The organism is Eubacteriaceae bacterium Marseille-Q4139 (assembly GCA_018223415.1).
Taxonomy (GTDB): domain Bacteria; phylum Bacillota; class Clostridia; order Lachnospirales; family Lachnospiraceae; genus CABSIM01.
Genome location: JAGTTQ010000001.1, coordinates 241,935 through 264,220, shown reverse-complemented (window position 1 = coordinate 264,220; position 22,286 = coordinate 241,935). Strand labels below are relative to the sequence as shown.

Here is a 22,286-nt window from a genome sequence, read left to right as displayed (position 1 = left end):
CGTTTTTGCATCATAAATCGTGGATCACAGCAAGGATGTGATCCCGTTTTTCTTTGTCCAGGGATTTTAATTTGGCCACAGCCTGCGAAATCTCCAGATCCGGCGTTTCCTCCGTGGCGAAAAATTCCTCTGGGGTGATTCCAAAGTAATCGCAGATATAAAAAAAGACGGACATGGAGGGAAGCATTTTCTGGCTTTCGATCCGGTTAATGTAGGATTCACTTTGACCAAGGGTCAGGCTCATATCCCTGGCTGACACCCCTTTTTTTAGCCGGAGTTTTGTTAGACGTTCCGAAAATTCCTGTTCGAGCATATGACATCACCTCCGTGCGTCTATTGTAAAACATGCGTCGCCATGAAATATAAATTATGAATACCTATTTTTACTTGACTTTATATATTTTAAGTTTATAATAAGAAGCAAAGACAAAAATTCAGAGTATAGAGTCGGAAAGCAGGGGGAAGGTATGAATATTTCAGTTGCGATTGCCAGTTCCGACCGTGAATATATGGAGCGTCTGTCCGAGGCACTGGGGCAGTACGAGGAGCTGGCAATACATGTCTACACAGGCAGGGAAACACTTACGGCGGCCATGGAGTCGAATCATTTCGATGTACTGTTGTTTGACCCGGATCTTTCCGAAGACCGGCTTCCATTTCAGCATGTGGAGCTTCCGATCTGTTTATACAGCGACGAGGCAAAAAATACGGGGCTGTATCCGGAGGAGGTCAAGACAGAAAAGTACCAGAGGGTCAGCAATATCTATAAGCAGATCATTCGTGAATACGCGGAAAGGGCCGGTGAAGCCCTGGAACCGGATCGTTCACAGAAAACCGTTTGTATCGCAGTCTATTCCCCGATTGGGGGAAGCGGCAAGACGGCGGCGTCCCTTGCAGTCGGAAGCCGGCTTGCAAAGCAGGGGAAATCCGTGCTTTTTTTCAGCGCAGAACAACTTGACAGTTCCTCCTACATAAACCCGAGAAAGGAAGAGGGCCTCGTGGCTCTAATCGAGGCGGCGTCTGACAAAAAGGTGAATTTTGAGCTGAAGCTGAAAGGGCTTTTGAAGACGGGAAACGGCGGAATCTCTTATTTAGAGGGCTTTGAACGGCTGGCAGATTTTGACGCCGTGACGGCGGAGGAAATGAAAGAGCTTCTCATGAAAATCAGGCGGTGCGGCCTTTGCGACGTGCTGGTGATTGACATGGAGAGCAGCCTTCACGCCTTAAGCCGGACCATCCTGGAATTTGCCGATAAGATCGTTATCGTGGAGCGGCCCGGGGAACTCTCCGGCGTAAAGATGGAGCTCTTTGCAAAGCAGGCCCTTGTCAATGAATATAAGAAAAAAATGGTTTTAATCCGAAACTTCGCGGAAAGCGGCTCCAGATACAGCAATGCCCTTTCCGTTCCGGAGGCCGGTACGATCCATAATTACGGAAACCTGACATTTTCCGCCCTTTTAAACGCCATCGAAGCAAACGGCGAGATCCGGACGGAAAAACTGGTATAGGAGCGAAAGAGGACTGCCATGGCAAAAAATTACTTTATGGAGGAAGTCTCGGCCTTAAAGCAGGTGATCCGGGAAGCCAGCAGGATCCGGGAATATTCCGGAGACGAGATGAAAAGGCTGGTGGAGGAGAAGCTTGCGGAGCGCGTGGAATGGGCCAGGCTCAACAATGAAGAGCTCTACTGGTACTACCAGAACCTTTCCTTCAAGGAAAAAAACACCTTAAAATACACGATCACTGAGTCGGTGGAGGGCCTTGGGATCCTGGGAAAAATCATCATGGATCCCGACATTACCGAGGTCATGATTAACGGCTACGACACGATTTTTGTGGAGAAGAGCGGGAAGCTTTCGCGGCTTTCCGAACATTTTGAGAGCAGCGAGGATTTAATCCGCATCGTGCAGCGGTTCGTCAACAGCATGGACCGTACCGTCGATGCCAGCAACCCCATCGTCGATGCCAGGCTGGAAGACGGCTCCCGTGTCCATGTGGTGCTGCCGCCGGTGGCCTTAAACGGCGCGACCGTGACGATTAGACGGTTCCCGAAAAATCCCATGACCATCGAAAAGCTTCTGGAATACAAATCCATCACGCCGGAGGTGGCGGATTTTTTGAGGAAGGTCGTCACATCCCGCCACAACGTCTTTGTGAGCGGAGGAACGGGAAGCGGAAAGACGACGTTTCTAAACGCCCTTTCCAATTTCATCCAGCCCTGGGAACGCGTGATTACCATCGAGGACTCGGCCGAGCTTCAGATTAAGAACGTACCGAACCTGGTGCGGATGGAGACGAAGAAGGCGAACTCCAAGGAAACGGCGGAAATCACCATCCGCGATCTCATCAAGGCGTCTCTCCGTATGCGTCCCGACCGGATCGTCGTCGGCGAGGTTCGAGGCGAGGAGGCGTTAGACATGCTCCAGGCCATGAACACGGGCCACGACGGGAGCCTTTCCACGGGCCACGCCAACTCTCCCGAAGGTATGTTAAGCCGTCTGGAGACCATGGTTTTGACGGGAAGCGCCGATCTGCCCCTGGAAGCCATCCGCCAGCAGATTGCTTCGGCCGTCGATTACATTGTTCATTTGTCGAGGCTTCGTGACTTTTCCAGGAAGTGCATGGAGATTTCGGAGGTAGCCGGCTATGAAAACGGCCGGATTCTCTTAAATCCTATTTATAAATTTGAAGAAGATGAAAATACGACGTTAAAAAAAGTGTCGGGCAGCTTAAGGCGGACGGGGAACCGGATCAGAAACCAGGACAAATTCGTCCTGGCCGGCATTTACGATTATCTGGAGGAACAAGATGGCGGAAAACGGGAAGGAAAAAATACGGCTTAAATACTACGAATGCAACATGACAAAGTCCCAGCACGTCCTGGCATGGCTCGTGTTTGCAGTCCTGATTGGAATCATTCTTTTTATCTATTACCAGTTTCTCCCGGTCTCCATCATCAGCGGCCTTGTGATCGCCGTGTTCCAGGAGAAAAACTATGCCAAATCGGTCGTGCGGAAGCGTCAGTCGCGCCTGCGCCTGCAATTTAAGGAATTCCTGGAAATCGTCTCCATTTCCGTCAGCGGCGGAAGCGGCCGTTCCATGGAGAACGCCGTCGTAGACTCCCTGAGGGAACTGAAAATGATTTTCAACAGTGATTCCGATATCGTGCGGGAGATCGGGCTGATCGTAACGGACTATGAACAGGCGGGAATTCCCATGTCGAGGGGATTTGAAGAGTTCGGAGAGAGAAGCGGGATCGACGACGTGTCGAGCTTTGCGGCCATCTATAAGACCATCGAAGGAAAGACCAGCGATTTCGGCTACATCGTCTCGCAGACCAGGGACATCATCAAGGACAAGGCAGAGATCACCATGGAGATCGAGACCAGCATCACGTCGGCAAAATCCGAGGCGTATATGATGCTCGTTTTGCCGCTCATTCTCGTGGCGGCCATGTCCACCATGGGAAGCGGATTTTTAGACGCGCTGTTTACGACAGCCATCGGCCGCGCATCGGCCACGGTCGGCGTCATCTGCACCTTTGTATCCTATGTGATCGCGGTGCGGGCGGCGGAAATCGAGGTGTAGGAGGTACATATGATTCCTGTGATATTGATGATCCTGGCGACGGCGGCTTCCGTAATCTTTTTAGCCGAGAGCGGAAAGGCCGGCAGGATGGCGGCGGCAGAAATCGTCCTTTCTAAGGCGTGGAGCTATCGGTTCGAGCGCCAGAGACTGACGGAGACGATGGAAGAATTTCTTGCGAAAAATGAGAAATACCATACGGTTTCAGACAAAAAGGCCGAAAAGAAAAGGAAAGAATGGGAAAAACAGATCGACGGGCATGAAAAACAGGAAGAGAAATACATGTCCGGAAAGAAATTTACCATTATGGATCTGATGGCCCTGTTCGGCTACCAGCTTCTCACGGATATCCGGCTGGACGGCGACAATGATCTTTTGAGAAAGCTCACGTCCGACTGCGAGCACAGCGGTTATGTGGAGTTAGAGCGCGACCAGGAGACAGGCGGGAAGAAAAACTCCGCGATTTATGCCTATTATCTTCTGGCATCGTTAATTTCCAGCATGTATATGGGCGTTATATTGGGCTGTGTGGCCGGCGTCGTCATGATGGCGGCCGGGAAGACGGGCGGCACGGTCCTGGTGCCCATGGCCGTATGCTTTGGCCTTGTGGCGCTTTACGGTTATCTTCCCTACGATAACCTGCGGACGCGGGCGAAAAAAAGGCAGGAGGAGCTGGGACAGAGCTTTCCAAACGTCATTTCCGAGATTACGCTTCTCGTCATGGCCGGCATGAACATCGTAAAAGCCATGGAAGAGGCGGCAGAAAACAGCGACACGCTGATGGGAAGGGAGCTTCGCCTCGCCATGAAGGAGATGGGGCAGGCATCCACGCTCCAGGCGGCTTTAACGAGGCTCCAGTGCCGGTGCGACAACAAATACCTGGACAAGATGGTCACGATTATCGCCAAGAGCTATGTGGCCGGAAACGTCAACCTGGCCGACGATCTGCGGGCAGTCAATGAGGAGTGCTGGCTGGACAGAAAGCACAATGCGCGCCGGATGGGCGAGGCCGTCCAGAACCGGCTGTTTATCCCGACGATGTTGATGTTCATCGGGATTCTTGTGGTGATTGTCGTTCCTGCCATGTCCGGTTTTTCCTTATAGGGCAGGCGGGATGATAATAGATAAAACTCAGGAGGAAGAGAAATATGAAAATGTTGGACAGTTTATGTATCGGCGCCATGGTGCGCATGACGGCCATGAAAGATAAGGCAAAAGACTTCGTAAAGAGCCAGGACGGCGTATCCAACGTGGTTGCGACGATCATCATTCTTTTGCTGGTGGTTATGTTAATTGCCGTATTCTGGGAAAATCTTCAGGAGTGGATCAGCGGCATGATGGATCAGATTTTCGGAACGACATTCGACGACAGCGGATTATAAAAAAGGCAGAAAATATACAAGGGGGAGAGGTCATGGAGAAGAAAAAAAGGAACAGAGAATCCGGCTATGTGGAGGTGGAGGCGGCAGTCATCCTTCCGTTGGCGATTTTAAGCGTCCTTCTTCTCCTGTACCTCTCCCTTTTTCTGATGCAGCGTGCCCATCTCCAGGCGGCGTTAGAGACGTCCCTTGTTTACTATAAAAATACGGTGACGGACACGTATGTATCGCGGGATGGCCAGGTGCGCTATGAAGACAGCGGGGGAAGCTATATGGGAGCCGGGAATTCCTATGCGGCAGACAGGCCCTTAAGCCCGTACCGCGGCATGTTTGGCGACGGGAACAACTTAAATTCCCAGGCGGCCTTTGAGGAATATTTCCGTTCCGCTGCCGGGAACATGCTGTTCGGGGACGATCTGACGCTCTCGATCCGGTACAGCAACTATGTCTATTTAAAGCAGTTTGAGGTCACGGCCACCCAGAAGGTTTCCGCGCCCATCGACTTTGGCGCGCTGGGGATTGGAAATGAATACTGTATTTCAGCGTCAGCCAGGACGGCGGTGGCAGACCATGACAGCGTAATCCGCGACGTGGATTATGCAGTGTCCCTTCTTAAGGACACAAAGCTTGGAGAGGCGGCGAGAGAGCTGGCTTCCAAAATTTCAGAGGCATACGGAAAGATGAAGGAACTCCTTTCTTAGAAGCCGGGACGGATAAAGGGGAATGGATGTGCATGAAAGCGGAAAACAGAAGGCGGCCTTCGGGAAAGCGGAGGAGAACATACGGAAGCCATGGAATCATAACGGTGTTTGTGACGCTCATCATGATCCCGGTGGTGGCGATCACAAGCCTCATGGTGGATCTTGCGAGGCTTAAGCTTTACAGCTCCCAGGCCGTCATGGCGGCGGACTCCTACGGGAGCGCGGTGCTCAGTGAATTTGACAATCTTTTAAAGCAGTTATACGGGCTTTTTTCCGTTACCCAGGATGAAGAGGGGTTAGCGGCCGTTGAGAAGCTGGCAGAGTATGCAGGCTATTCCTTTGACCCGTCCGGCGGCGGGATGGAGGCCGACGGCTTTATGCCATACAAGGACGCCGATGTGGAAATGGAATGGGAGAAAGTGGAAGGCGCGAGCCTTTCCAACAACAACGTCCTGATGACACAGATTTCCGATTTCATGAAATACCGCATCGTGGAAGAAGTGCTGGAGGAAGGCGGGCTTCTGGACTTCTTAGGAGAATTTGAGTCTTATGAAGCCGATACAAAGGCGGTGGAAAAGCGGAAGGAGATCACGGAGAGCAGCACCGAGGCTCTGGAAGTGATAAACAGCTACTACGGGGAGCTTAGGAAGCTGGCCGCCTACCCGGATTATCTGGATGCAAGGGAAAAGGCGTTTCTCGATTACAGCGAGGAGCTGGAGGACGTGGCGGACAGCGACGAGTACGAAGACTACGTCTACTATCTGGAGCATGAAGATGAGATTCAGGACGCCATCGAGGCGTTTGAAGAGAGCGAGGACGGCGAGGATCTGGGCGATGCGTCAGAGCTCTATGATAAATATGCGGATTACGATCCGGACGAGTATATTGAAGACCTGGAAGAAATTTTTTCCGAGCTTTCGGACGACGCCAATGAAAACGACAGCGACCCGGTTGATTTTGATAACGTGGACAGTATCATCGACAATCTGGGCAGGCATACAGAAAAACTGGAAAGCGTCATGGGGGAACTGAAGGAGCAGGTGGCAGAGCTTAAGAACAGCCTTTCTGACTGCTCTGAGGATCTGCGGGAAGGGATCGAAAAAGAGATCCGTGATATTGATGAGATCCTGAGCCTTGCCGGCGAATTCAGGCGCACCTATGAGCTGCTGATTGAAAACGACTGCAAGGGGCTGAATGCAGGGAACAAGTCCTTTATGGAGACGTATGTGCCGGAGCTGGATGATAAGAAAGACGACCTTCTGGACGGGGAGATTGAGCCAGGAGATGACGACTGGCCCCACACCACGTCCCTTGTCTGGTACGATTTCCGCGACGATGCAGGAAGCTTTTACTCCGTCCTTCAGAGGCTGTGCGGCTCCGGCGGAAGCGGCGGCGATGAAAAGGCGGGGGAAAAGGAAATCGACAGGGCTGATGCAGCAAAAGAGGAGGCACTGGAAACACTCAGGCGGGAGGAGAGCACGTCTGCCAGGGACATTCCGTCAGGGATCCAAAGCGAGCTCGGAACGGGCGGAGGTGCCGCCGGCTCCGTCCCGGATATCGGGGACTGCTTCATCGGCGGCCTTTCCTTCGATGCGCTTTCGGCGGCCGGCAGCCATATCCTCGATAAATTTCTCGTGACAACGTATGATTTCGGGATGTTCTCCAGCCGGGTCTCCGGGATCCGGCCGGAAGAAGAAAACGAGGATGGGACGGTTCCCGGAGAATCAGAGGAGGCGTATTCCGATTACAGCCTGACGGGAATTGAAATGTCCAAGGATGTCAATTACCTTTACGGGGCAGAGTTAGAATACTTATTCGGCGGGCACGGAAGCTCGAAATCCAATCTGAATGAAACAAGAAACGTCATATGCGGAGTCCGGATGGCGCTGAATTTTGCATCGACGTACAGCATCGAAGAGATCAATTCGGCCATCAACGCCATTGCCGACGCGGCTGCGGCCGCCGTCGCGTCTTCCGGCGTCGGAGCCGGGGCGGCACCTCTCGTGCGCCTGGCTGTCAGCGGGGCCCTGCGCCTTGCGGTGGCATCCATTGAGACAGCCGCCGACTGGACAGAGCTTACGGCACGGAAAACCGTTGTCCTTTATAAATCGGAACTTGGCGACCTTCAGTCTGCGGAGGCAGTTTCCTCCCTTCTGGGGCTGGAAATCCGTGAGGGGTCCGGGAAAGATAAATTCGGGCTTTCCTATGAAGATTACCTCTATCTGCTGCTGTTTTTATTCCTGGATGACAACACCCTGCTTTCCAGGACGTCAGACCTTATCACCTTAAATGTGAACCAGGCAAAAGAAGGCGGCGACAGCCTTTCGTCCCTGGATTTTAAGATGGAGGACACGGTCACGGCCGTAAAATCCACCTGCAAGGTAAAGGCAGATTTTGTGGTGCTGCCGGAATATATTGCCGAGTGGTACTATGCCAATACGGACACCGCGTCGGTCATTGAGGTTCTGGAAGATCATTATTTCGGATACTCGGTCATCCGCGGATATTAAGGGAGGAAACTTCCATGGAAAAGAAAACCAACAGGGAGAGCGGCTTAATGACGGTGGAGGCTGTGTTAAGCCTCGTCCCCTTCATCATCGTGATCCTGGGAATCATTTCCTTTACGAATATTTTCCTGGTTCACAATAAGATCCAGTACGCCCTTTACCAGATGGGAAACGAGCTTTCCTGTTATACCTATTTTTATCAGGCGCTCGGGCTCCGGTCGGCGGATCTCGGCCTGAAAGCAGACATTGACGCCAACACGGAGAGCCTGGATGAAACCCTCGAAAATCTGGATTCGTTCCTCTCTCAGATTGAGGAATTTGAAAGCAGCCTGGACGGCGGCGCCGGCCTGGTTTCGGATCCCGGGAGCCTGATCGGCCAGGGGGAAGGTATCATTGAGACCGGCGGGGAACTGGTAAATTCATCCAGGGATCTTTTAAGTGATCCGAAGGCGCTTCTAAGAAGCTTTGTCTATCTGGGGATCGAGGAGGCAGAGGGAGCCGCGAAGGGCATGCTTTTAAGCATCATTTCCGGCGGCCTCATGGACGTGTACCTGGATGAGAGCTTTGCCGGCTATCATCCGATGACGGCAGAGGAATATTTATCGTATTTCGGCGTGGCAGACGGGCTGGATTTCGGAAACAGCGAGCTGTTTACCGACGACGAGTACCGGATGATCGACATGGTCGCGGAATACGACGTGGAAGTGTATATTTTAAAGCTCTTTTTAAAGGATCCGACGATCCATGTCGTGCAGCGGTGCGCCGTACCGGCCTGGCTGGACGGCGACGGGATCTCTTATGAAGGCAGCTAAAGAACGGAGGCATCAGGTATGGACAGCATGGGCAGGCTGGCAGCAGGCGTGATTTTTCTCCCTCTGCTCTACGCTGCGGCGACCCGCAGCCTGAAAAAAGAAAAGGGGAAACCGGCCGTTTCTCTGCCGGAGATTTTTGTACTCCTCTCGGGGGAGGCGGCAGTTGCGGCGGCGTGGCTGGCAAAAGGGGACACCCCGTGGTTCCCCATGGCCGTTTTGATGACTGCCTTCATGACGGTTTTCTGCATGACGGATTACTGGGAAAGGATCGTTCCGAACCGGCTTCTTCTCATCCTTTTGTTCCTTTTGATCCTCTATCTTGGATTTTTGGGGATCCGGGACATGGATGCAGTCATGGGGCTTCTTGTCCCGATGGTGCTTGGCTTTGTATTCTGCGCCGTCTCCTTTGGACTGGGCTATCTGTTAAGCCACGGGAGCATGGGGGCAGGCGATGTGAAGCTTTCCCTTGTGATGGGGCTTTCCCTGACCGGAAGCTACGTGGTGGGAACTGTCCTTTACGGCTGCATTGCGGCGGCAGCCTTTTCGCTGGTGCAGCTTATGAGGAAGAAGCTCACGCGGAAGGATACCATACCGTTCGTGCCGTTTTTATATATCGGCCTGGTGATAAACTGCCTGCGCCTCGCATGGTAGGCGGCAGGAAAAATAAGAACCGGGAAGGAGAAAAAGCGATTTATGGCAGGAAAGAAGAATGTTGTAGGCAGGGCAAAGGGATCGGCCGTCCTGGCGCTTGGCGGGATTTTATGCGGCGGCTGGCTTCTAGCCGGCTTTGTCATGGTGACGGGAAATGAAGCGAGGAAGCAGGAAAGCCTGATCCGTTCGGCCGATATCCTTTTGGAGGATGAGCTTTATGTGCGGGCAGCAGGCGTCTACACGACGGCTCTCCGGACATACAGCACGGAGCAGAATCCCGTCTATGAAGAGAAGCTTCTGGATATTTACCGGACAGGCGGGATGATGGAGGAATACTACGGGCTCATTGAAGACCGGATGGAAAAGGGCGCCGCAAAGCCGGAAGAATACATGGCGCTTGCCTCGTACTATGTGGACGGGGAAGCCGTAAACCGGGCAATTCCCGTTTTAAAGGACGGCATCAGCCGGTACGGGAGCGAAGACATGATCGCTCTTTACGAGTCGGTTTCCTACGCGTATGCACCGGCTTCCACCAATTATACGGAGGTAAAAATGCCGTCATCCGACTGGTACATCCCGGCTTTCGACGGCGAACACTGGGGCTACATCGGGGACAACGGGAAGACACGGCTCCCTTTCCTTTATGAGGAAGCGACTTCCTTTTCGGGAAATTACGCCGTCGTGAAGCAGGACGGGCAGTACCTTCTGATTGATAAAAACGGGTACCGGAACGCCGTGGACAAAAACGGCCTGGAAGAAGTGACAGCCATTTCAGGCTCCAGGATTATCGGGAAGAAAGACGGCAGGTACAGGATTTACACCAATACCTTTACGCCTCTTGGGGAAGAGACCTACGAGGCGGCCAGTTTCGGCGGAAACGGGATGGCTGCCGTAAAGAAGGACGGAAAATGGGCGTTTCTTGACGAGAAGCTGGAAGCTGTGACGGAATATGCGTTTACCGACGTGGCCGTCAACAGCCGTGGCGAGGTTTTTTCCGGCGGCTATGCAGCCGTCTCCGATGAGAGCGGGTATTTCCTCATAAATGAAAAAGGCGAGGCCTGCTTTGAGGCCAGGTTTGCCGGTGCAAAGGGAATGGAAGGCGGCCTTGCCGCCATGGCTGACGCGTCGGGAAACTGGGGCTTTGTCAATGAAAAGGGAGAGGTACTTGTGGACTTTCTGTATCAGGATGTTTATTCCTTTTCCGACCGTCTGGCGGCCGTAAAATATGCAGGAAAATGGGGATATCTCAACCGGTACGGCACCATGATGATCGAGCCGCAGTTTGAGACGGCGTTCCCGTTCCATGAGGGGAGAGCCCTTGTGACGGACGATATGGGAAGGTATAAAGTGCTGGAGCTGAAATACTTCGATTTATTTTAATGAAAAGGTGAGTGGAAACGATGCTGACAGATGTGGTAATTGCCAATAAGAGCTATACGAAACTGACGGTGCCGGCCGGAAGCCAAACCGATCAGATCGCTTTGCGGGTCATAAGGCGTGACTGCCCGGATTTTCTTCTTCCCATAAAGGTCATGGAAATCGATGGGGAGTTAGAGATCCGGTACGAGCTTTTGGAAGGCGTGCGCCTTTCCTATTTTCCGAAGAAAATGAAAAAGAGGGAATTCATCGACCTGTTTGTCAGGCTTTTAAGCCCGTTTAAAGAGTGCTCCGACTGGTTCCTCGACTACCATAATTTCCTTCTGGATGAAAATTATATCCTGGTGGGGAAAAATGGGGGAGGCGTGAAATACGTCTACCTTCCGGCGGCAGAGTACGCCTCGTCCGACAGCGCGGTGCGGGATTTCTTTACGGGGCTTATGCTGGACATGGACATTACGGACGACCCGGCTTATATGGTGGGGCTCCTTCGGATCTGCAAAAACCCGGACGCAAACCTTTTAACGCTTTTAGAGTATTTTAAAAAGGAATCCGCAGAACCCAGGAAAGAGGCGGCTGCGGTTTACGATGCGCCAAAACCGGCCGAAGCAGCAAGGCCTGTGATGGTGCAGGCGGAGGAAAGAAAGCTTCCGGAAAAGGAAGAAACGCCGGCAAAGGCCGTAAAGAACCTGTTTTCAAAAAAGGCGGAGACGCCGAAGCCGCCTGTCACGGAGGCGCCGCCTGCAAGGCCCGGAACGCCGCCGGCACAGTTTGGGAAAAATAACGAGACGGACCGTCTGGCAGCCGGGCTTTTCGGCGACCAGGAGGAGCCGGAAAAGGAGAAGAAGAAAAAGCAGCCGAAGGGCGGCGGCCTGTTTGGCCTTTTTAAGGGAAAACAAAAAGAAAAGGAAGAACCGTCCGCCGGCATAGCACTCCCCGTATCCGCAACCGTCCAGGAGACTGTGCAGGCCGCAAAGCCGCAGCAGGCCGAGCAGGAGCGCGTCCCGTACGATGTCCCCTCCTATACGCCGCCAAAGGATTTGGAGCTTGACGACGCCACAGAGATCCAGGATGACTGTGAGGCGTCGAGCGGCGGAAATGTGCTTGTGCTGCGTCTGGAATCCTGTACGGGGTGCCGCTGTCCGGAATACATCGAGCTGGATCTGGGAAGCGGCCCAATCACCGTAGGACGTCTCGATAAGAGCGGCGTCCCCCAGGCCGATTATAACTTTGACTATGCCGTATCCTTTGTAAGCCGCCGCCATTTCCGCCTGGAAAAGGCTGCCGACGGCTTTCGGATCATCGACGTGGGTTCCACCAACGGAACCGAGTTAAACGGGAACCTCCTTGTGATGAACATGCCGTACCCGCTTTCCAAGGGCGATACGGTTTCCATCCATTTAAACAGGCGGGGCATGACCTACCGGGTATCATAGAGGGGGCTTTTGAGGGATGGAGTTTTATACCGGATGCCTGACAGAGAAAGGCCCGTACAGAAAGAAAAACCAGGACTCCGCCGTCTGCATGAAGAGCCGCAAAAAGGGCGCGGCCCTTTTAGCCGCCTGCGTCTGCGACGGGATCGGGAGCTTTGCCGACAGTGAAATCGCCTCCGGCATGGTAACGGAGGGGATTTCCAGATGGTTTGACGGCATTATCGGCCTTTATCCGGACGTGATGGACGAGGACATGCTCACGGAAGATCTGGAAATCACGGTTCGGGAACTAAACGAGCTTGTTTTTGAATATCGGAAGAAATATGAAGTGAACATCGGCTGTACCATGTCGCTGCTTCTTCTCACAGAGGAAAGCTACTATGTGTTCCATGTGGGAGACAGCCGGATCTGTTTTGTGGAAGACGGGTTAAATCAGATTACCCGGGACGAGGTTGCAGTGGTGGAAAAAGACGGGGAAGTGAAAAAGCTGCTTGCCAATTATGTGGGAAAGTCCGGGGAACTCTGGGTGAATAAGTTAAACGGAAGCGTAACGGAAGGCATGAAATTCCTTTTGGGGACAGACGGGCTTTTTAAAAAGCTTTTGGAGGATGATGTGCGGGAGGAAACGGCCGAAATCCGTGGAGATGACGCGGCCGTGGCGGCCTGCAAAACATTCATGAACCGCGTCATGGAGCGGGGAGAGCGGGACAATATTTCCTGCATCCTGGTCTGCGTTTCGGCCTCATCCTGACAGCCATTTAAGAGAGGATGGCGAAAAGGAGCAGGCCGTAGACAAGATGATAGGCCGAGAAAATAAGGAGCCCTTTCAGGAGTCCGTGATGGCGGCGCCGGCAGCGGAAAATAAGAAGAAGCCACAGGGCAGAAAGCCAAAGGGCGGAGAGAAGAACCGGGTGCCGGAAAAGAAGCAGGAAAGAAAGCCCGTAGCCTGCGAGGAACCCGCCTTCGATGAGCGGATAGCGGACAGGGATCGGCGCATGGCAGTAATGGCACCGGCCGCGAAGGAGAAAAAAGCCCACGAGGGGAATCTGGTGGACAGCCGTCAGCACATGGGAGCAGCTTGGACAGTAACATTTCCTGGTGATTAAGGGCAGGCCGTTTTGGATCCGGTATTCGGCCGTCGTAAAATAGGCGCCGATGATGCTTCCGAAGCAAAGCGTGCAGAAAAAAAGAACTGCAAATTGAAACGATGTCATGCTCATTTCCCCTCTTTCGTTTTTCTGGGTTCTATCTTACGGAAACATGCGGGGAAAGTCAAGAGTGCGGAAGAATGGACTGAGAGAGGAGAAAACCATGGGAGAGCTTATGTTTTACGGCGGCATCGCCGTAACAGCCGTTTCCCTTGCCGTCCTTCTTATTTTTCTATGTGTCATCCAGGTCATAAAAATGCGCCTGGATCTCAAGCTGGACGAGGAATACGGAAAGAGGAAAAAAAAAAAGTAGGGGAGTGCCATGTCAGAGATTGCAGCATCGAGATATGAAATCATCAAAAAACTTGGCGCCGGAGGCGGCGGGAGCGTGTTCCTGGCAGAAGACATGCGCCTTGCAAAGCAGGTCGTCTTAAAGATTGACAAGCGGAAGATCACGACGCGGACAGAGCTTCTCCGCCGCGAGGTCGACATTTTAAAGGATTTAAAGCACCCCAACATCCCTGCGGTCTACGACTTTTTTGCAGAAAACGAGAAGGTCGTCACCGTCATGGAATATATCGAAGGGGAGAGCCTGGATAAGCCGCTAAAAAGGGGAGAGAAATTCCCCCAGGCGCAGGTACTTGAGTGGGGAAAAGAGCTTTTGGAGGCGCTCTGTTACCTCCATAAGCCGGTTCACGGCACGCCGCCCCGCGGCTTTGTCCACAGCGACATCAAGCCGGCAAATCTGATGCGGCGGACGGACAATACGGTCTGCCTCATCGACTTTAACATCGCGCTGGCGCTCGGGGAGACGAATATCATCGGGTGCAGCGCCGGATACGCGTCGCCGGAGCATTACGGCATTGATTTTTCCTCGGATTCGGAGACCGTAAACACCGAAGGGGCGACGGATGTCCTTGGCGGCGGGGAAAACGACGAGACAGAGGCCGTGTCCGTGGACAGGACGCTGACGGAAGAGGAAGCGGCTGTTTCCGTAAAATCAGAGAGCAGCTCGTCTGCGAGGAAGCGGATCGTCGTCCCTGATGTCCGCTCCGATATTTACAGCACCGGGGCGACCCTGTATCACCTGATGAGCGGTGTCCGTCCGGCCAGGAACGCGACGGAGGTTGTGCCGCTTTCCAAAAAGGAATTCAGCCCCCTTGTGGTGAAAATCATCACGAAGGCCATGAACCCCAATCCCGACCTCCGCTACCAGACGGCGGAGGAGATGCTCGACGATCTTTTAAAGATCCGGGAGCGGGATCCCAGAGTCAGGCGCTTAAAAGCCGTCCGCCTCGCAGGCGTCGGGGTCCTTTCCCTTTTCCTTGCAGGCGGGGCAGCGGCGGCCTTTGTCGGGTTAAAGCAGATGGAGACAACGGAAAGCTGGTTAAAGCTTTCGGAGTATTCCGGGAATGCCTTAGAATCCGGCGACAGAAAACAGGCCGTGGCGTATGCGCTGGAGGCGCTGCCGGCTGAGACGGGCCCTTTTACGCCTCCGTACCTTCCGGAGGTTCAAAAGGCCCTGACGGATGCCCTCGGCGTCTATGACCTTGCGGACGGGTTCCAGACCTTCCGGTATGCCAAGCTTCCTTCGGCACCGCTTTTTCTTAAGCTGTCGCCGGAGGGAAAAACGGCGGCCTGCGTATATTCCGGCGGGACGGCCATTATCGATACGGAGACGGCGGATATTCTTAAGACATTGGAAACGGAAAGCTCGGCGCTCTCCGAGGTTCGGTACGTGAATGAGGAAGAAATCCTCTATGCCGGAAGCCAGGGAATTTCCGCATACAGCTTAAAGGACGAAAAAACGGTATGGACAGGGGAGATGGCGACGGCCATCGCAGTTTCTGCCGATGGGACGAGGGCAGCCGCCGTTTACCGGGATGAGCCGTCGGCGGCCGTCTACGATACGGCGGACGGAACGAAAATAGCCGGCATTGATTTTGAGGGAAAGAGCCAGAGCGCTGCGGTCAACGACAGCTTTGCAAACCCCAACGACAACCTGCTTTCCCTGAACGCCGACGGCACGCTCCTTGGAGTCAGCTTTTCGGACGGCTCTTTGAAGGTCTATGACCTCGCGGGAGAAGGGCGTGATCTGGAGCTTTTTGAGGCAGATTCCGGCTTTACCCATTTTGAGGGCGGCTTTTTCGGAAAATACTTTGCGTTTTCCGGCACGGGAGACGGATCTTCGGTTTTTGCCGTCATCGATATGGAGGAGCTTGTTCAGACCGGCGGCTTTGAATCAAAAAGCGCCTTCCATGTGCAGGCGGATGAGACAGGGATTTATGTCCAGACAGAAAATCTCCTGGTGCAGATCGACCCGGTCACGGGAGACCAGACGCCGCTTGTGACGACGCCGGAAAACATCCTGAGCTTTGCGGGAAGCGACAGCCACACGGTCATTGCGACGGAACAGGGGCTTCAGTTTTTCGACAGGAACGCATCCCTTACGGAAAGCTTCCGGAAGGAATACGGAAGCGAGCTTTTGGGGATTGCAGGCCGAATGGCCGTTGTCGGAAGCCGCGATACGCCTCTCGTACAGATTCTGCGGTATGAGAGCCATCCGGAGGCGGAGGTTTTTTCCTATGACCCGTCCATCCCCCATGACGAAGCCAGGATCAGCGCCGATAAAAAGACGGTCATGCTGTTTCGGTATGATAAATTTTACTTATTTTTGGCGGACGGGACGCTGATTTCGGAGACGGAGATTCCGGATGCAGAGGAGGTCTTCGACCAGCAGTTTGTCCGGGATGGCGAAGCTTCCAGGCTGGACGTTTACTATAACGATGGAAAAGTTATCTCCTACGATGCGGCCGACGGGGCGCTTTTATCCGAAACCATGGGAGAAAAGCCGGACTCCACGCTTTTTGAAGAGTTTTACACCGACCGTCTGCGGATCGAATCCCCGCTTCACGGGACGCCGGCCGCTTACGATAAGGAGAGCGGCAGGCTCATAAAGGAACTGGCGCAGGACGCGTACCTCACCTATGTGACTCAGGCCGGGGACTATGTGGTGACGCAGTATGTGACGGCAGACGGTGAGTATTACGGCCAGCTTTTAAATGAAAGCTGCGAGGTGCTGGCCGAGCTTCCGTATCTTAGCGACGTCATGGGCGAAACGCTCTTATTCGATTATCCAACCGGTAATTTGCGGGAATCCCGCATTTACAATTTAAACGAGCTGATTCAAACGGCTCAAAATAAGACAGGAGGAGAGTAGAATTGAGAAAACACAGACGAAAATTCTCAAGATTCCTGGCGGCGTTCCTTAGCGCGGCGCTTCTGACACAGCCGGGAATGACAGTGCTCGGCGCCGTGCCCGATGCGGGCGGCGCTGTTGGCGGGAAACCCCGGACAGCAACCGATTCCAACGCATCGGAAAGCGACCGGGTGGCGACGGCTTCCAATGCAGGGATCTCGGTGATGTCGCTGCTGCCGTTGGAGGAGAGGGAGGCGACGCTTACTCTGAATTTTTATTCGGAAGAAGAGCTGAGCGCCGTGCCATTAAAAGATCTTTTGGACATGATGGTGGATGAAAACGGAGATCCTGTTGAAATTCCGGAAGAGGCCAACATCGTGTGGACGTACCTTCGGGACGAGAATGGCAATGTCCTTGAAGATGAGTACCGTCTCCAGGATCGGGATGTAGTTTTGGACATGCGGCCGGAATATTACAGTTCCAGTTATAACTGGTCTTATGAGATGGAAATGATTGTCGGCAGCGGAAAGCAGCTTGATCCAGGCAATATCCGCTATCATGTGCAGGTCGTAATTGATTTTGACAGAGCCGATGCCAGCCTTTTCTTGGGAGAATATTCAAGTGATGAACTTTCTGCAATGCCTTTGGAGACGATCCTTACGCTTCTTACGGATGCTGCCGGAGAGCCCATCGAGATCCCGGAGGATGCAAAGCTTGTCTGGTACGACTATAATGGTGACTGGACATATCATCTGAAGGAGCGGAACGAGACCGTAGATTTGAGTACATCCTCCCCTTACCGTGATTTTTACCTGATTGCAGAGGACAGTGAGCGTCAGGTTTGCGGTACCTTTTACAGCATCCGTGCTTATTACAATAATATAACGGTCGATCTTAAGAATCCGATGATGTACCAGCCGACAAGTCAGGGAGATATCTGGCCGGATGACGTTTTATGGGAAAGGCTCGGGAAAGTACCGGACACGGATATTCAAATGACCTGGCTTACCTGCATCGATTCTGAGTACGAAGAGGGAGATGAATACTCCCTTGTTTTCAACGCAGAGATAGACGGAGATGCAGAAGGCTTCCAGATTGATGTCTATCCTATGGAAAATTTCCTGGATTACTATCGAAACGGAGCCGACCTTACGGGTGCCATTACGGATGTAGTTCTGAATGGGAATGAGGAAGATTATCTTGCAACCTTCGACAGCATCCCGGAGGATTTCATAGGGGATAATGTTTTCTGCTTCGTATTTTCAGACAAAGAAAAGGGAGCGGTACTTGGATATTTCGGAGTCGTTGTGACAGTCGAGAAAGAGTCCGTTCAGGCTGAGGGAAGAATTCTGGCTTATGAAAACGGAACCATGAAAGATGTCGGCGAACGCTCTTATTATAGCGGCGGCGGAATCAATAAGATGATCTTTCGGGCTGAAAGAGGAAATGTAGCTTATCAGTATTCAAACTATAACAATTACTTTTATCTGGAAGCAGGGTATCCGGAAAATGCTACCTACTATTATGTGCTGAAGGATGGAACTGGTGTTGAAAAGGTTGTGAAGGGAGCATATGAATCCATTGCGTCGGCAGAGGCACTTGGCGCAGAGGATATTACGGATCAGATACTCCCGTCCGATACGGATTCCGCTCCTTATGGATATGCAATAGACTTCGGTGAGACGCCCTTTTTCGAGATGACCGTATTCTTAGAGGATGGGATCAGACACCACCATTCGATCTGGCTTTATGAGACAGCGCCGGAAGATATATATTTTATGATTAACAGCGTAAAAAAATACACCTCCTGGATGGTTGAGCCAGATATGGACACCTACTATGACATGGGCTACCAGACCGGCTTCATTCTGGATGAAGATGCAGATCTGGCCCATCTGGTACCATATTTCTACGCCGGAGCCGATGTCCGCGTCCACAGCGGAACGGAGCAGATTTCCGGCCAGACAGAAAACGATTTTTCCGATGGAACAGTCACATATAAGGCAACGCTTGGTGACACGGAAAGACAGTATTTCGTCACCTTCGCAAAGAAAGAACAGGGCCCGAAGCTCTTTGTCAACGGCCCTGACACAAGGGAAGTTTTCCTGACAGATTACTATGACAACCGCCATGATATCCTGGTTGCCAACATCGGAAGCGAGGCGCTCACCGGCTTAAAGGCAGAGTTAATTGACGCCACGCATGTAAAACTCGACGACTACTGGAATATCGGAGGCGAAAACAATGAAACGCTGGAGGCATTTGAATCTGTCTCCACAAGCAGCATGGCGAACCTGGCAAAAGTACGCCTTGTACCGGACGGCGAAGGTGAGATCAGCGGAACCTTAAAGATCTCCGCAGACGGCCAGGAGGACGTGCTCATTGAGCTTCAGGGTTTTGCAGGAAATCCGGAGATTACAACGGAAAGCCTGGCAGACGGCGTGAAGTTTGTCCCCTATTCCTTCATGATCGACACAAGCAACATCCATTCTGACTGGATCAAAGTGTCGTACAGCCTGGAAGGCACATTGCCCGACGGAGTGACGTTCAATACCTCGACGGGCGAGATTTACGGCGTGCCCCAGGAAACCGGGGAATTCCCGATCACGGTGACAGCAGACTTTAACCGGAAGGAATTTGTTCCGTCGACAGCCGAGTTTGTACTGACCGTCAATGAGAATACAAACGAAAATGTTTACATGGAAACCGATGAAGGCTACCTCATCGAGACTCCGCTTGGTAAGGAAAGCACAGAGGGAAGCTATGATTTCGTTGTGACAAGCACGAGGGATCAGCTCTTTGTTTCCGCCGGTACCATCGATGAGTTCATCGACTTCTGGTTAAACGGTGAAAAGCTGACGGACGGCGTGGATTATGAAAAGGAATCCGGCAGTACGCGCATCACCATCAAGAGCCAGACCTTTAAAAACAAGACCGTAAGCGGCGCCAATACCATAGCGGCTGAGTTCCGTGTGGACGGCGACAGGGATAAGGAATTGAAGCGCACGGCACAGAACTTCCGTCTTGACTTATCCGGCGGAGATGATTATGACGAACCGGATACACCTGAGAATCCGGGCAGCAGCGGAGACAGCGGAAATAACGGCAGTTCCGGAAATGACTCCGACAACGATTCCGACAACAGCCATACAACCGTTTACCGGCCAAACGATACCTCCACGCCGTCCTACACCGACGCCTCCTGGCTCCAGGACGAGAATGGCTGGAAGTGTCAAAAGCCGGACGGCACGCTCCTTACCGACACATGGCAGCAGATCCCGTACAACGGAACCCTGAACTGGTATTTCTTCGATGAGCAGGGCTACATGATGACGGGCTGGCTAAACCGCGGCGGCTCCTGGTACTACTTAAATCCCGCTTCTGACGGCACAAGAGGCCGGATGATGACCGGCTGGCAGTACATCGGCGATATCTGGTACTACTTTGGTGAAAACGATGCCGAAGAGGGAAAGATGGTATCGGAGGGCTGGCATTACCTCTCCTATAACGGAGCAGTAAACTGGTATCATTTCAATGCCGACGGCGGCATGGATACCGGCTGGCTGGAAATCGGCGGCCAGACCTACTACCTGTACCCGGTTGCCGACGGGACGCGCGGCTACATGATGACGGGCTGGCAGCAGATCGGCGGAAACTGGTACTACTTTAGCGAAGAAGAAGGCGCAGGCTTCGGCGCCATGAAACGGAGCGCATGGATCGGTGACGACTATGTAGACAGCGATGGAATCTGGGTGCAGTAATCGCCCCATAGAATTAAGAAAAGCCCCGGCCTGCCGGCTATGAACTGCTTCCCGTCAAGTAGACAATCAAAAAAATATAATTTTTTTCTGCCAGTAGGTATCACCTGCTGGCAGATTTTTACGCTGCCTGTAAATATTTTTCGTGTTTCTCCATTGGTGTTACTATACCAAGCTTCCTCTGCAAACGTCTGTTGTTATAGTAATTGATATATTTCTCTATCATGACCACCAGTGATTCTCTGTCCATAAATCGTTTACCATAATAACGCTCCCGTTTTAGAATTCCCCAGAATCCTTCCATTGGTCCATTATCGATACACTTTGCTACTCTGGACATGCTCTGCATCATCCCTGCTGCTTCAAGTTTTGCATGAAAGGCTCTATTGGTGTATTGAAAGCCTCTGTCACTGTGAAACATCGGATGTGCATCAGGATTATCTTTGACTGCATCATCAAAGGTATCAAACACTAATGCATTACTATTACTGTCTCCAATACGGTAGGATACGATTCTTCGGTCATACAGGTCAAGAATTGCACTTAAATATACCTTGTGCTTTTCATTTCCGATATAGTAATGAAATTCCGTTACATCGGTCAACCACTTTTCATTCGGAGCTTCTGCCGTAAATTCACGATTCAGGATATTTTCGGCTATGTACTGTGGATTTGCAGCCTGTCTTGTACAGCTATCGTTTGCATATTTAATGGTGGATTTGATACCAAGTTTCCGGCAGATGCGCAAAACACGTTTATCATTTACATCAATGTCATGGTAACGCTCCAACTCATCACGGATTCTGCGATAACCCTTATCAGGTGATTCTATGTGGATTTTTTCTATCAGTTCCGCAATTTTTCGGTTTTCCTGTTCATTCTCTGACATTTCATGGTTCAGCCATTTGTAATAAGCCGCCCTTGAAACACCGCCAATCTTACAAAGCGCCTGTATCGGATAATCGTGTTCTTTCTGTTCTTCTTTGACAGCCTGATAGATATGCTCGTGGCGGATCAGGCTCAGCCCCGCCTCCTTTCGATTTCCTCTAATTTTTTTAAGAATGATAACTCCATTTCTGCACGTTGCCGTTTGGCTTTTTCCAGTTTCAACTCCGCTTGAAGCTTTTCCACCTCTGTAAGAGAATCTTCCGATTTTCTTTTGCCGCGGTTATCCTGTAATGCAGGAACTCCGCCTGTTTCGTATTTGATAGTGTAATTTCGTGCCTGCTGATAGGACACCTTAAAGTTTTCTGATGTTTCAGCATAGTTATGGCCATGGGAAATGCAGTAGGATGCAATTTCCACTCTTTCTTCAAACGTTGTTTTTCTTCCTTTGGTCATAAGACTACATCCTCCTGTTCTGGAAGCCTTCAGTTCCTTATGACCATTATACAGCGCAATCCATTGCCTGAGTGTACGAGTACTGGAAATTTTATATTTTTTACAAATATCACGTAGTGAACCAAGACCAGAAAGATACTCTTGTACGGCAATCTCTTTCTCGGCAGAAGTTCTTTTGGTCCATCCTTTGTTGTAAAAGGTTTCTGAACCCATAGACTGATAATTACGAATCCATTCTTCTAAAGTAGTAGGATGAATTCCTTCGCCTGTTGATACAGATGTAATACTATGTTTAGCTTCCAAAATAAGCTTTACCATTCGTAATTTATCTTCAGCAGAATATTTACGCATAAGAAATGCTCCCTCCTTGATAAACAGTTTTATTATTTCAACTG

At 51.9% G+C, this 22,286-nt stretch carries 19 protein-coding genes; 15 read left to right on the top strand and 4 right to left on the bottom strand.

Going from position 1 to position 22,286, the window contains the following annotated elements:
- Positions 1–10 precede the first annotated feature (10 nt).
- Positions 11–313, bottom strand: coding sequence for a helix-turn-helix transcriptional regulator (locus tag KE531_01290; GenBank protein ID MBR9952266.1), 303 nt, complete (start codon positions 311–313; stop codon positions 11–13).
- A 154-nt stretch (positions 314–467) separates the two neighbouring features.
- Between KE531_01290 and KE531_01285 the strand changes: the two genes are divergently transcribed.
- Genes KE531_01285 through KE531_01230 form a run of 12 tightly spaced genes read left to right on the top strand, consistent with a single transcriptional unit; the run spans position 468 to position 13,196 of the window.
- Positions 468–1,508: an AAA family ATPase gene (locus KE531_01285; protein MBR9952265.1), complete on the top strand. Its 1,041-nt coding sequence runs from the start codon at positions 468–470 to the stop codon at positions 1,506–1,508.
- A gap of 36 nt (positions 1,509–1,544) precedes the next feature.
- On the top strand, positions 1,545–2,843 hold the full coding sequence (locus KE531_01280) for a CpaF family protein (protein MBR9952264.1): 1,299 nt from the start codon (positions 1,545–1,547) through the stop codon (positions 2,841–2,843).
- Entirely contained in the window at positions 2,809–3,588 is a 780-nt protein-coding gene (locus tag KE531_01275; GenBank protein MBR9952263.1) for a hypothetical protein, read from the top strand. The genes KE531_01280 and KE531_01275 overlap by 35 nt, the downstream gene beginning before the upstream one ends.
- 9 nt (positions 3,589–3,597) lie before the next feature.
- Positions 3,598–4,689, top strand: coding sequence for a type II secretion system F family protein (locus KE531_01270; GenBank protein MBR9952262.1), 1,092 nt, complete (start codon positions 3,598–3,600; stop codon positions 4,687–4,689).
- 44 nt (positions 4,690–4,733) lie between these two features.
- Complete coding sequence (locus tag KE531_01265) at positions 4,734–4,967, top strand: hypothetical protein (GenBank protein MBR9952261.1); 234 nt, start codon at positions 4,734–4,736, stop codon at positions 4,965–4,967.
- Positions 4,968–4,999: 32 nt separating this feature from the next.
- A complete protein-coding gene (locus tag KE531_01260; protein ID MBR9952260.1) occupies positions 5,000–5,665 on the top strand; it encodes a hypothetical protein in 666 nt (221 codons plus the stop codon).
- A gap of 32 nt (positions 5,666–5,697) precedes the next feature.
- Positions 5,698–8,175, top strand: a complete 2,478-nt coding sequence (locus KE531_01255) for a hypothetical protein (protein MBR9952259.1) — start codon at positions 5,698–5,700, stop codon at positions 8,173–8,175.
- 14 nt (positions 8,176–8,189) lie between these two features.
- A complete protein-coding gene (locus KE531_01250) occupies positions 8,190–8,984 on the top strand; it encodes a pilus assembly protein (protein ID MBR9952258.1) in 795 nt (264 codons plus the stop codon).
- 18 nt (positions 8,985–9,002) lie between these two features.
- Complete coding sequence (locus KE531_01245) at positions 9,003–9,635, top strand: prepilin peptidase (protein MBR9952257.1); 633 nt, start codon at positions 9,003–9,005, stop codon at positions 9,633–9,635.
- Between the two features lie 42 nt (positions 9,636–9,677).
- On the top strand, positions 9,678–11,015 hold the full coding sequence (locus tag KE531_01240) for a WG repeat-containing protein (protein ID MBR9952256.1): 1,338 nt from the start codon (positions 9,678–9,680) through the stop codon (positions 11,013–11,015).
- A 20-nt stretch (positions 11,016–11,035) separates the two neighbouring features.
- Positions 11,036–12,448, top strand: a complete 1,413-nt coding sequence (locus KE531_01235) for an FHA domain-containing protein (protein ID MBR9952255.1) — start codon at positions 11,036–11,038, stop codon at positions 12,446–12,448.
- Between the two features lie 16 nt (positions 12,449–12,464).
- Complete coding sequence (locus KE531_01230; GenBank protein MBR9952254.1) at positions 12,465–13,196, top strand: serine/threonine-protein phosphatase; 732 nt, start codon at positions 12,465–12,467, stop codon at positions 13,194–13,196.
- Positions 13,197–13,203: 7 nt separating this feature from the next.
- Here the strand turns inward: KE531_01230 and KE531_01225 are convergent, their stop codons facing one another.
- Positions 13,204–13,659 (bottom strand): prepilin peptidase, encoded by a 456-nt coding sequence (locus KE531_01225; GenBank protein MBR9952253.1) that lies wholly within the window; start codon positions 13,657–13,659, stop codon positions 13,204–13,206.
- Between the two features lie 97 nt (positions 13,660–13,756).
- Between KE531_01225 and KE531_01220 the strand changes: the two genes are divergently transcribed.
- From KE531_01220 to KE531_01210, 3 genes are read left to right on the top strand one after another with little or no spacing between them, the layout of a single operon-like run.
- The gene (locus tag KE531_01220) at positions 13,757–13,906 is read left to right on the top strand and encodes a hypothetical protein (protein MBR9952252.1); all 150 of its coding nucleotides are present in this window, start codon (positions 13,757–13,759) and stop codon (positions 13,904–13,906) included.
- Between the two features lie 9 nt (positions 13,907–13,915).
- Positions 13,916–16,813: a protein kinase gene (locus KE531_01215; GenBank protein ID MBR9952251.1), complete on the top strand. Its 2,898-nt coding sequence runs from the start codon at positions 13,916–13,918 to the stop codon at positions 16,811–16,813.
- A 2-nt stretch (positions 16,814–16,815) separates the two neighbouring features.
- Positions 16,816–20,553: a putative Ig domain-containing protein gene (locus tag KE531_01210; GenBank protein ID MBR9952250.1), complete on the top strand. Its 3,738-nt coding sequence runs from the start codon at positions 16,816–16,818 to the stop codon at positions 20,551–20,553.
- 118 nt (positions 20,554–20,671) lie between these two features.
- Here KE531_01210 and KE531_01205 read toward each other — a convergent pair whose 3' ends face one another.
- Both KE531_01205 and KE531_01200 read right to left on the bottom strand, forming a co-directional pair.
- Positions 20,672–21,601, bottom strand: a complete 930-nt coding sequence (locus KE531_01205) for an IS3 family transposase (protein ID MBR9952249.1) — start codon at positions 21,599–21,601, stop codon at positions 20,672–20,674.
- Complete coding sequence (locus tag KE531_01200; protein MBR9952248.1) at positions 21,571–22,242, bottom strand: transposase; 672 nt, start codon at positions 22,240–22,242, stop codon at positions 21,571–21,573. Before KE531_01200 ends, KE531_01205 begins: the two co-directional genes overlap by 31 nt.
- Between the last annotated feature and the right edge of the window lie 44 nt (positions 22,243–22,286).

What these genes read in the sequence shown, in the direction of transcription:
- KE531_01290 (MBR9952266.1), bottom strand. Translation starts at nt 313, where the DNA reads ATGCTCGAACAGGAATTTTCGGAACGTCTAACAAAACTCCGGCTAAAA.
- KE531_01285 (MBR9952265.1), top strand. Translation starts at nt 468, where the DNA reads ATGAATATTTCAGTTGCGATTGCCAGTTCCGACCGTGAATATATGGAG.
- KE531_01280 (MBR9952264.1), top strand. Translation starts at nt 1,545, where the DNA reads ATGGAGGAAGTCTCGGCCTTAAAGCAGGTGATCCGGGAAGCCAGCAGG.
- KE531_01275 (MBR9952263.1), top strand. Translation starts at nt 2,809, where the DNA reads ATGGCGGAAAACGGGAAGGAAAAAATACGGCTTAAATACTACGAATGC.
- KE531_01270 (MBR9952262.1), top strand. Translation starts at nt 3,598, where the DNA reads ATGATTCCTGTGATATTGATGATCCTGGCGACGGCGGCTTCCGTAATC.
- KE531_01265 (MBR9952261.1), top strand. Translation starts at nt 4,734, where the DNA reads ATGAAAATGTTGGACAGTTTATGTATCGGCGCCATGGTGCGCATGACG.
- KE531_01260 (MBR9952260.1), top strand. Translation starts at nt 5,000, where the DNA reads ATGGAGAAGAAAAAAAGGAACAGAGAATCCGGCTATGTGGAGGTGGAG.
- KE531_01255 (MBR9952259.1), top strand. Translation starts at nt 5,698, where the DNA reads ATGAAAGCGGAAAACAGAAGGCGGCCTTCGGGAAAGCGGAGGAGAACA.
- KE531_01250 (MBR9952258.1), top strand. Translation starts at nt 8,190, where the DNA reads ATGGAAAAGAAAACCAACAGGGAGAGCGGCTTAATGACGGTGGAGGCT.
- KE531_01245 (MBR9952257.1), top strand. Translation starts at nt 9,003, where the DNA reads ATGGACAGCATGGGCAGGCTGGCAGCAGGCGTGATTTTTCTCCCTCTG.
- KE531_01240 (MBR9952256.1), top strand. Translation starts at nt 9,678, where the DNA reads ATGGCAGGAAAGAAGAATGTTGTAGGCAGGGCAAAGGGATCGGCCGTC.
- KE531_01235 (MBR9952255.1), top strand. Translation starts at nt 11,036, where the DNA reads ATGCTGACAGATGTGGTAATTGCCAATAAGAGCTATACGAAACTGACG.
- KE531_01230 (MBR9952254.1), top strand. Translation starts at nt 12,465, where the DNA reads ATGGAGTTTTATACCGGATGCCTGACAGAGAAAGGCCCGTACAGAAAG.
- KE531_01225 (MBR9952253.1), bottom strand. Translation starts at nt 13,659, where the DNA reads ATGACATCGTTTCAATTTGCAGTTCTTTTTTTCTGCACGCTTTGCTTC.
- KE531_01220 (MBR9952252.1), top strand. Translation starts at nt 13,757, where the DNA reads ATGGGAGAGCTTATGTTTTACGGCGGCATCGCCGTAACAGCCGTTTCC.
- KE531_01215 (MBR9952251.1), top strand. Translation starts at nt 13,916, where the DNA reads ATGTCAGAGATTGCAGCATCGAGATATGAAATCATCAAAAAACTTGGC.
- KE531_01200 (MBR9952248.1), bottom strand. Translation starts at nt 22,242, where the DNA reads ATGCGTAAATATTCTGCTGAAGATAAATTACGAATGGTAAAGCTTATT.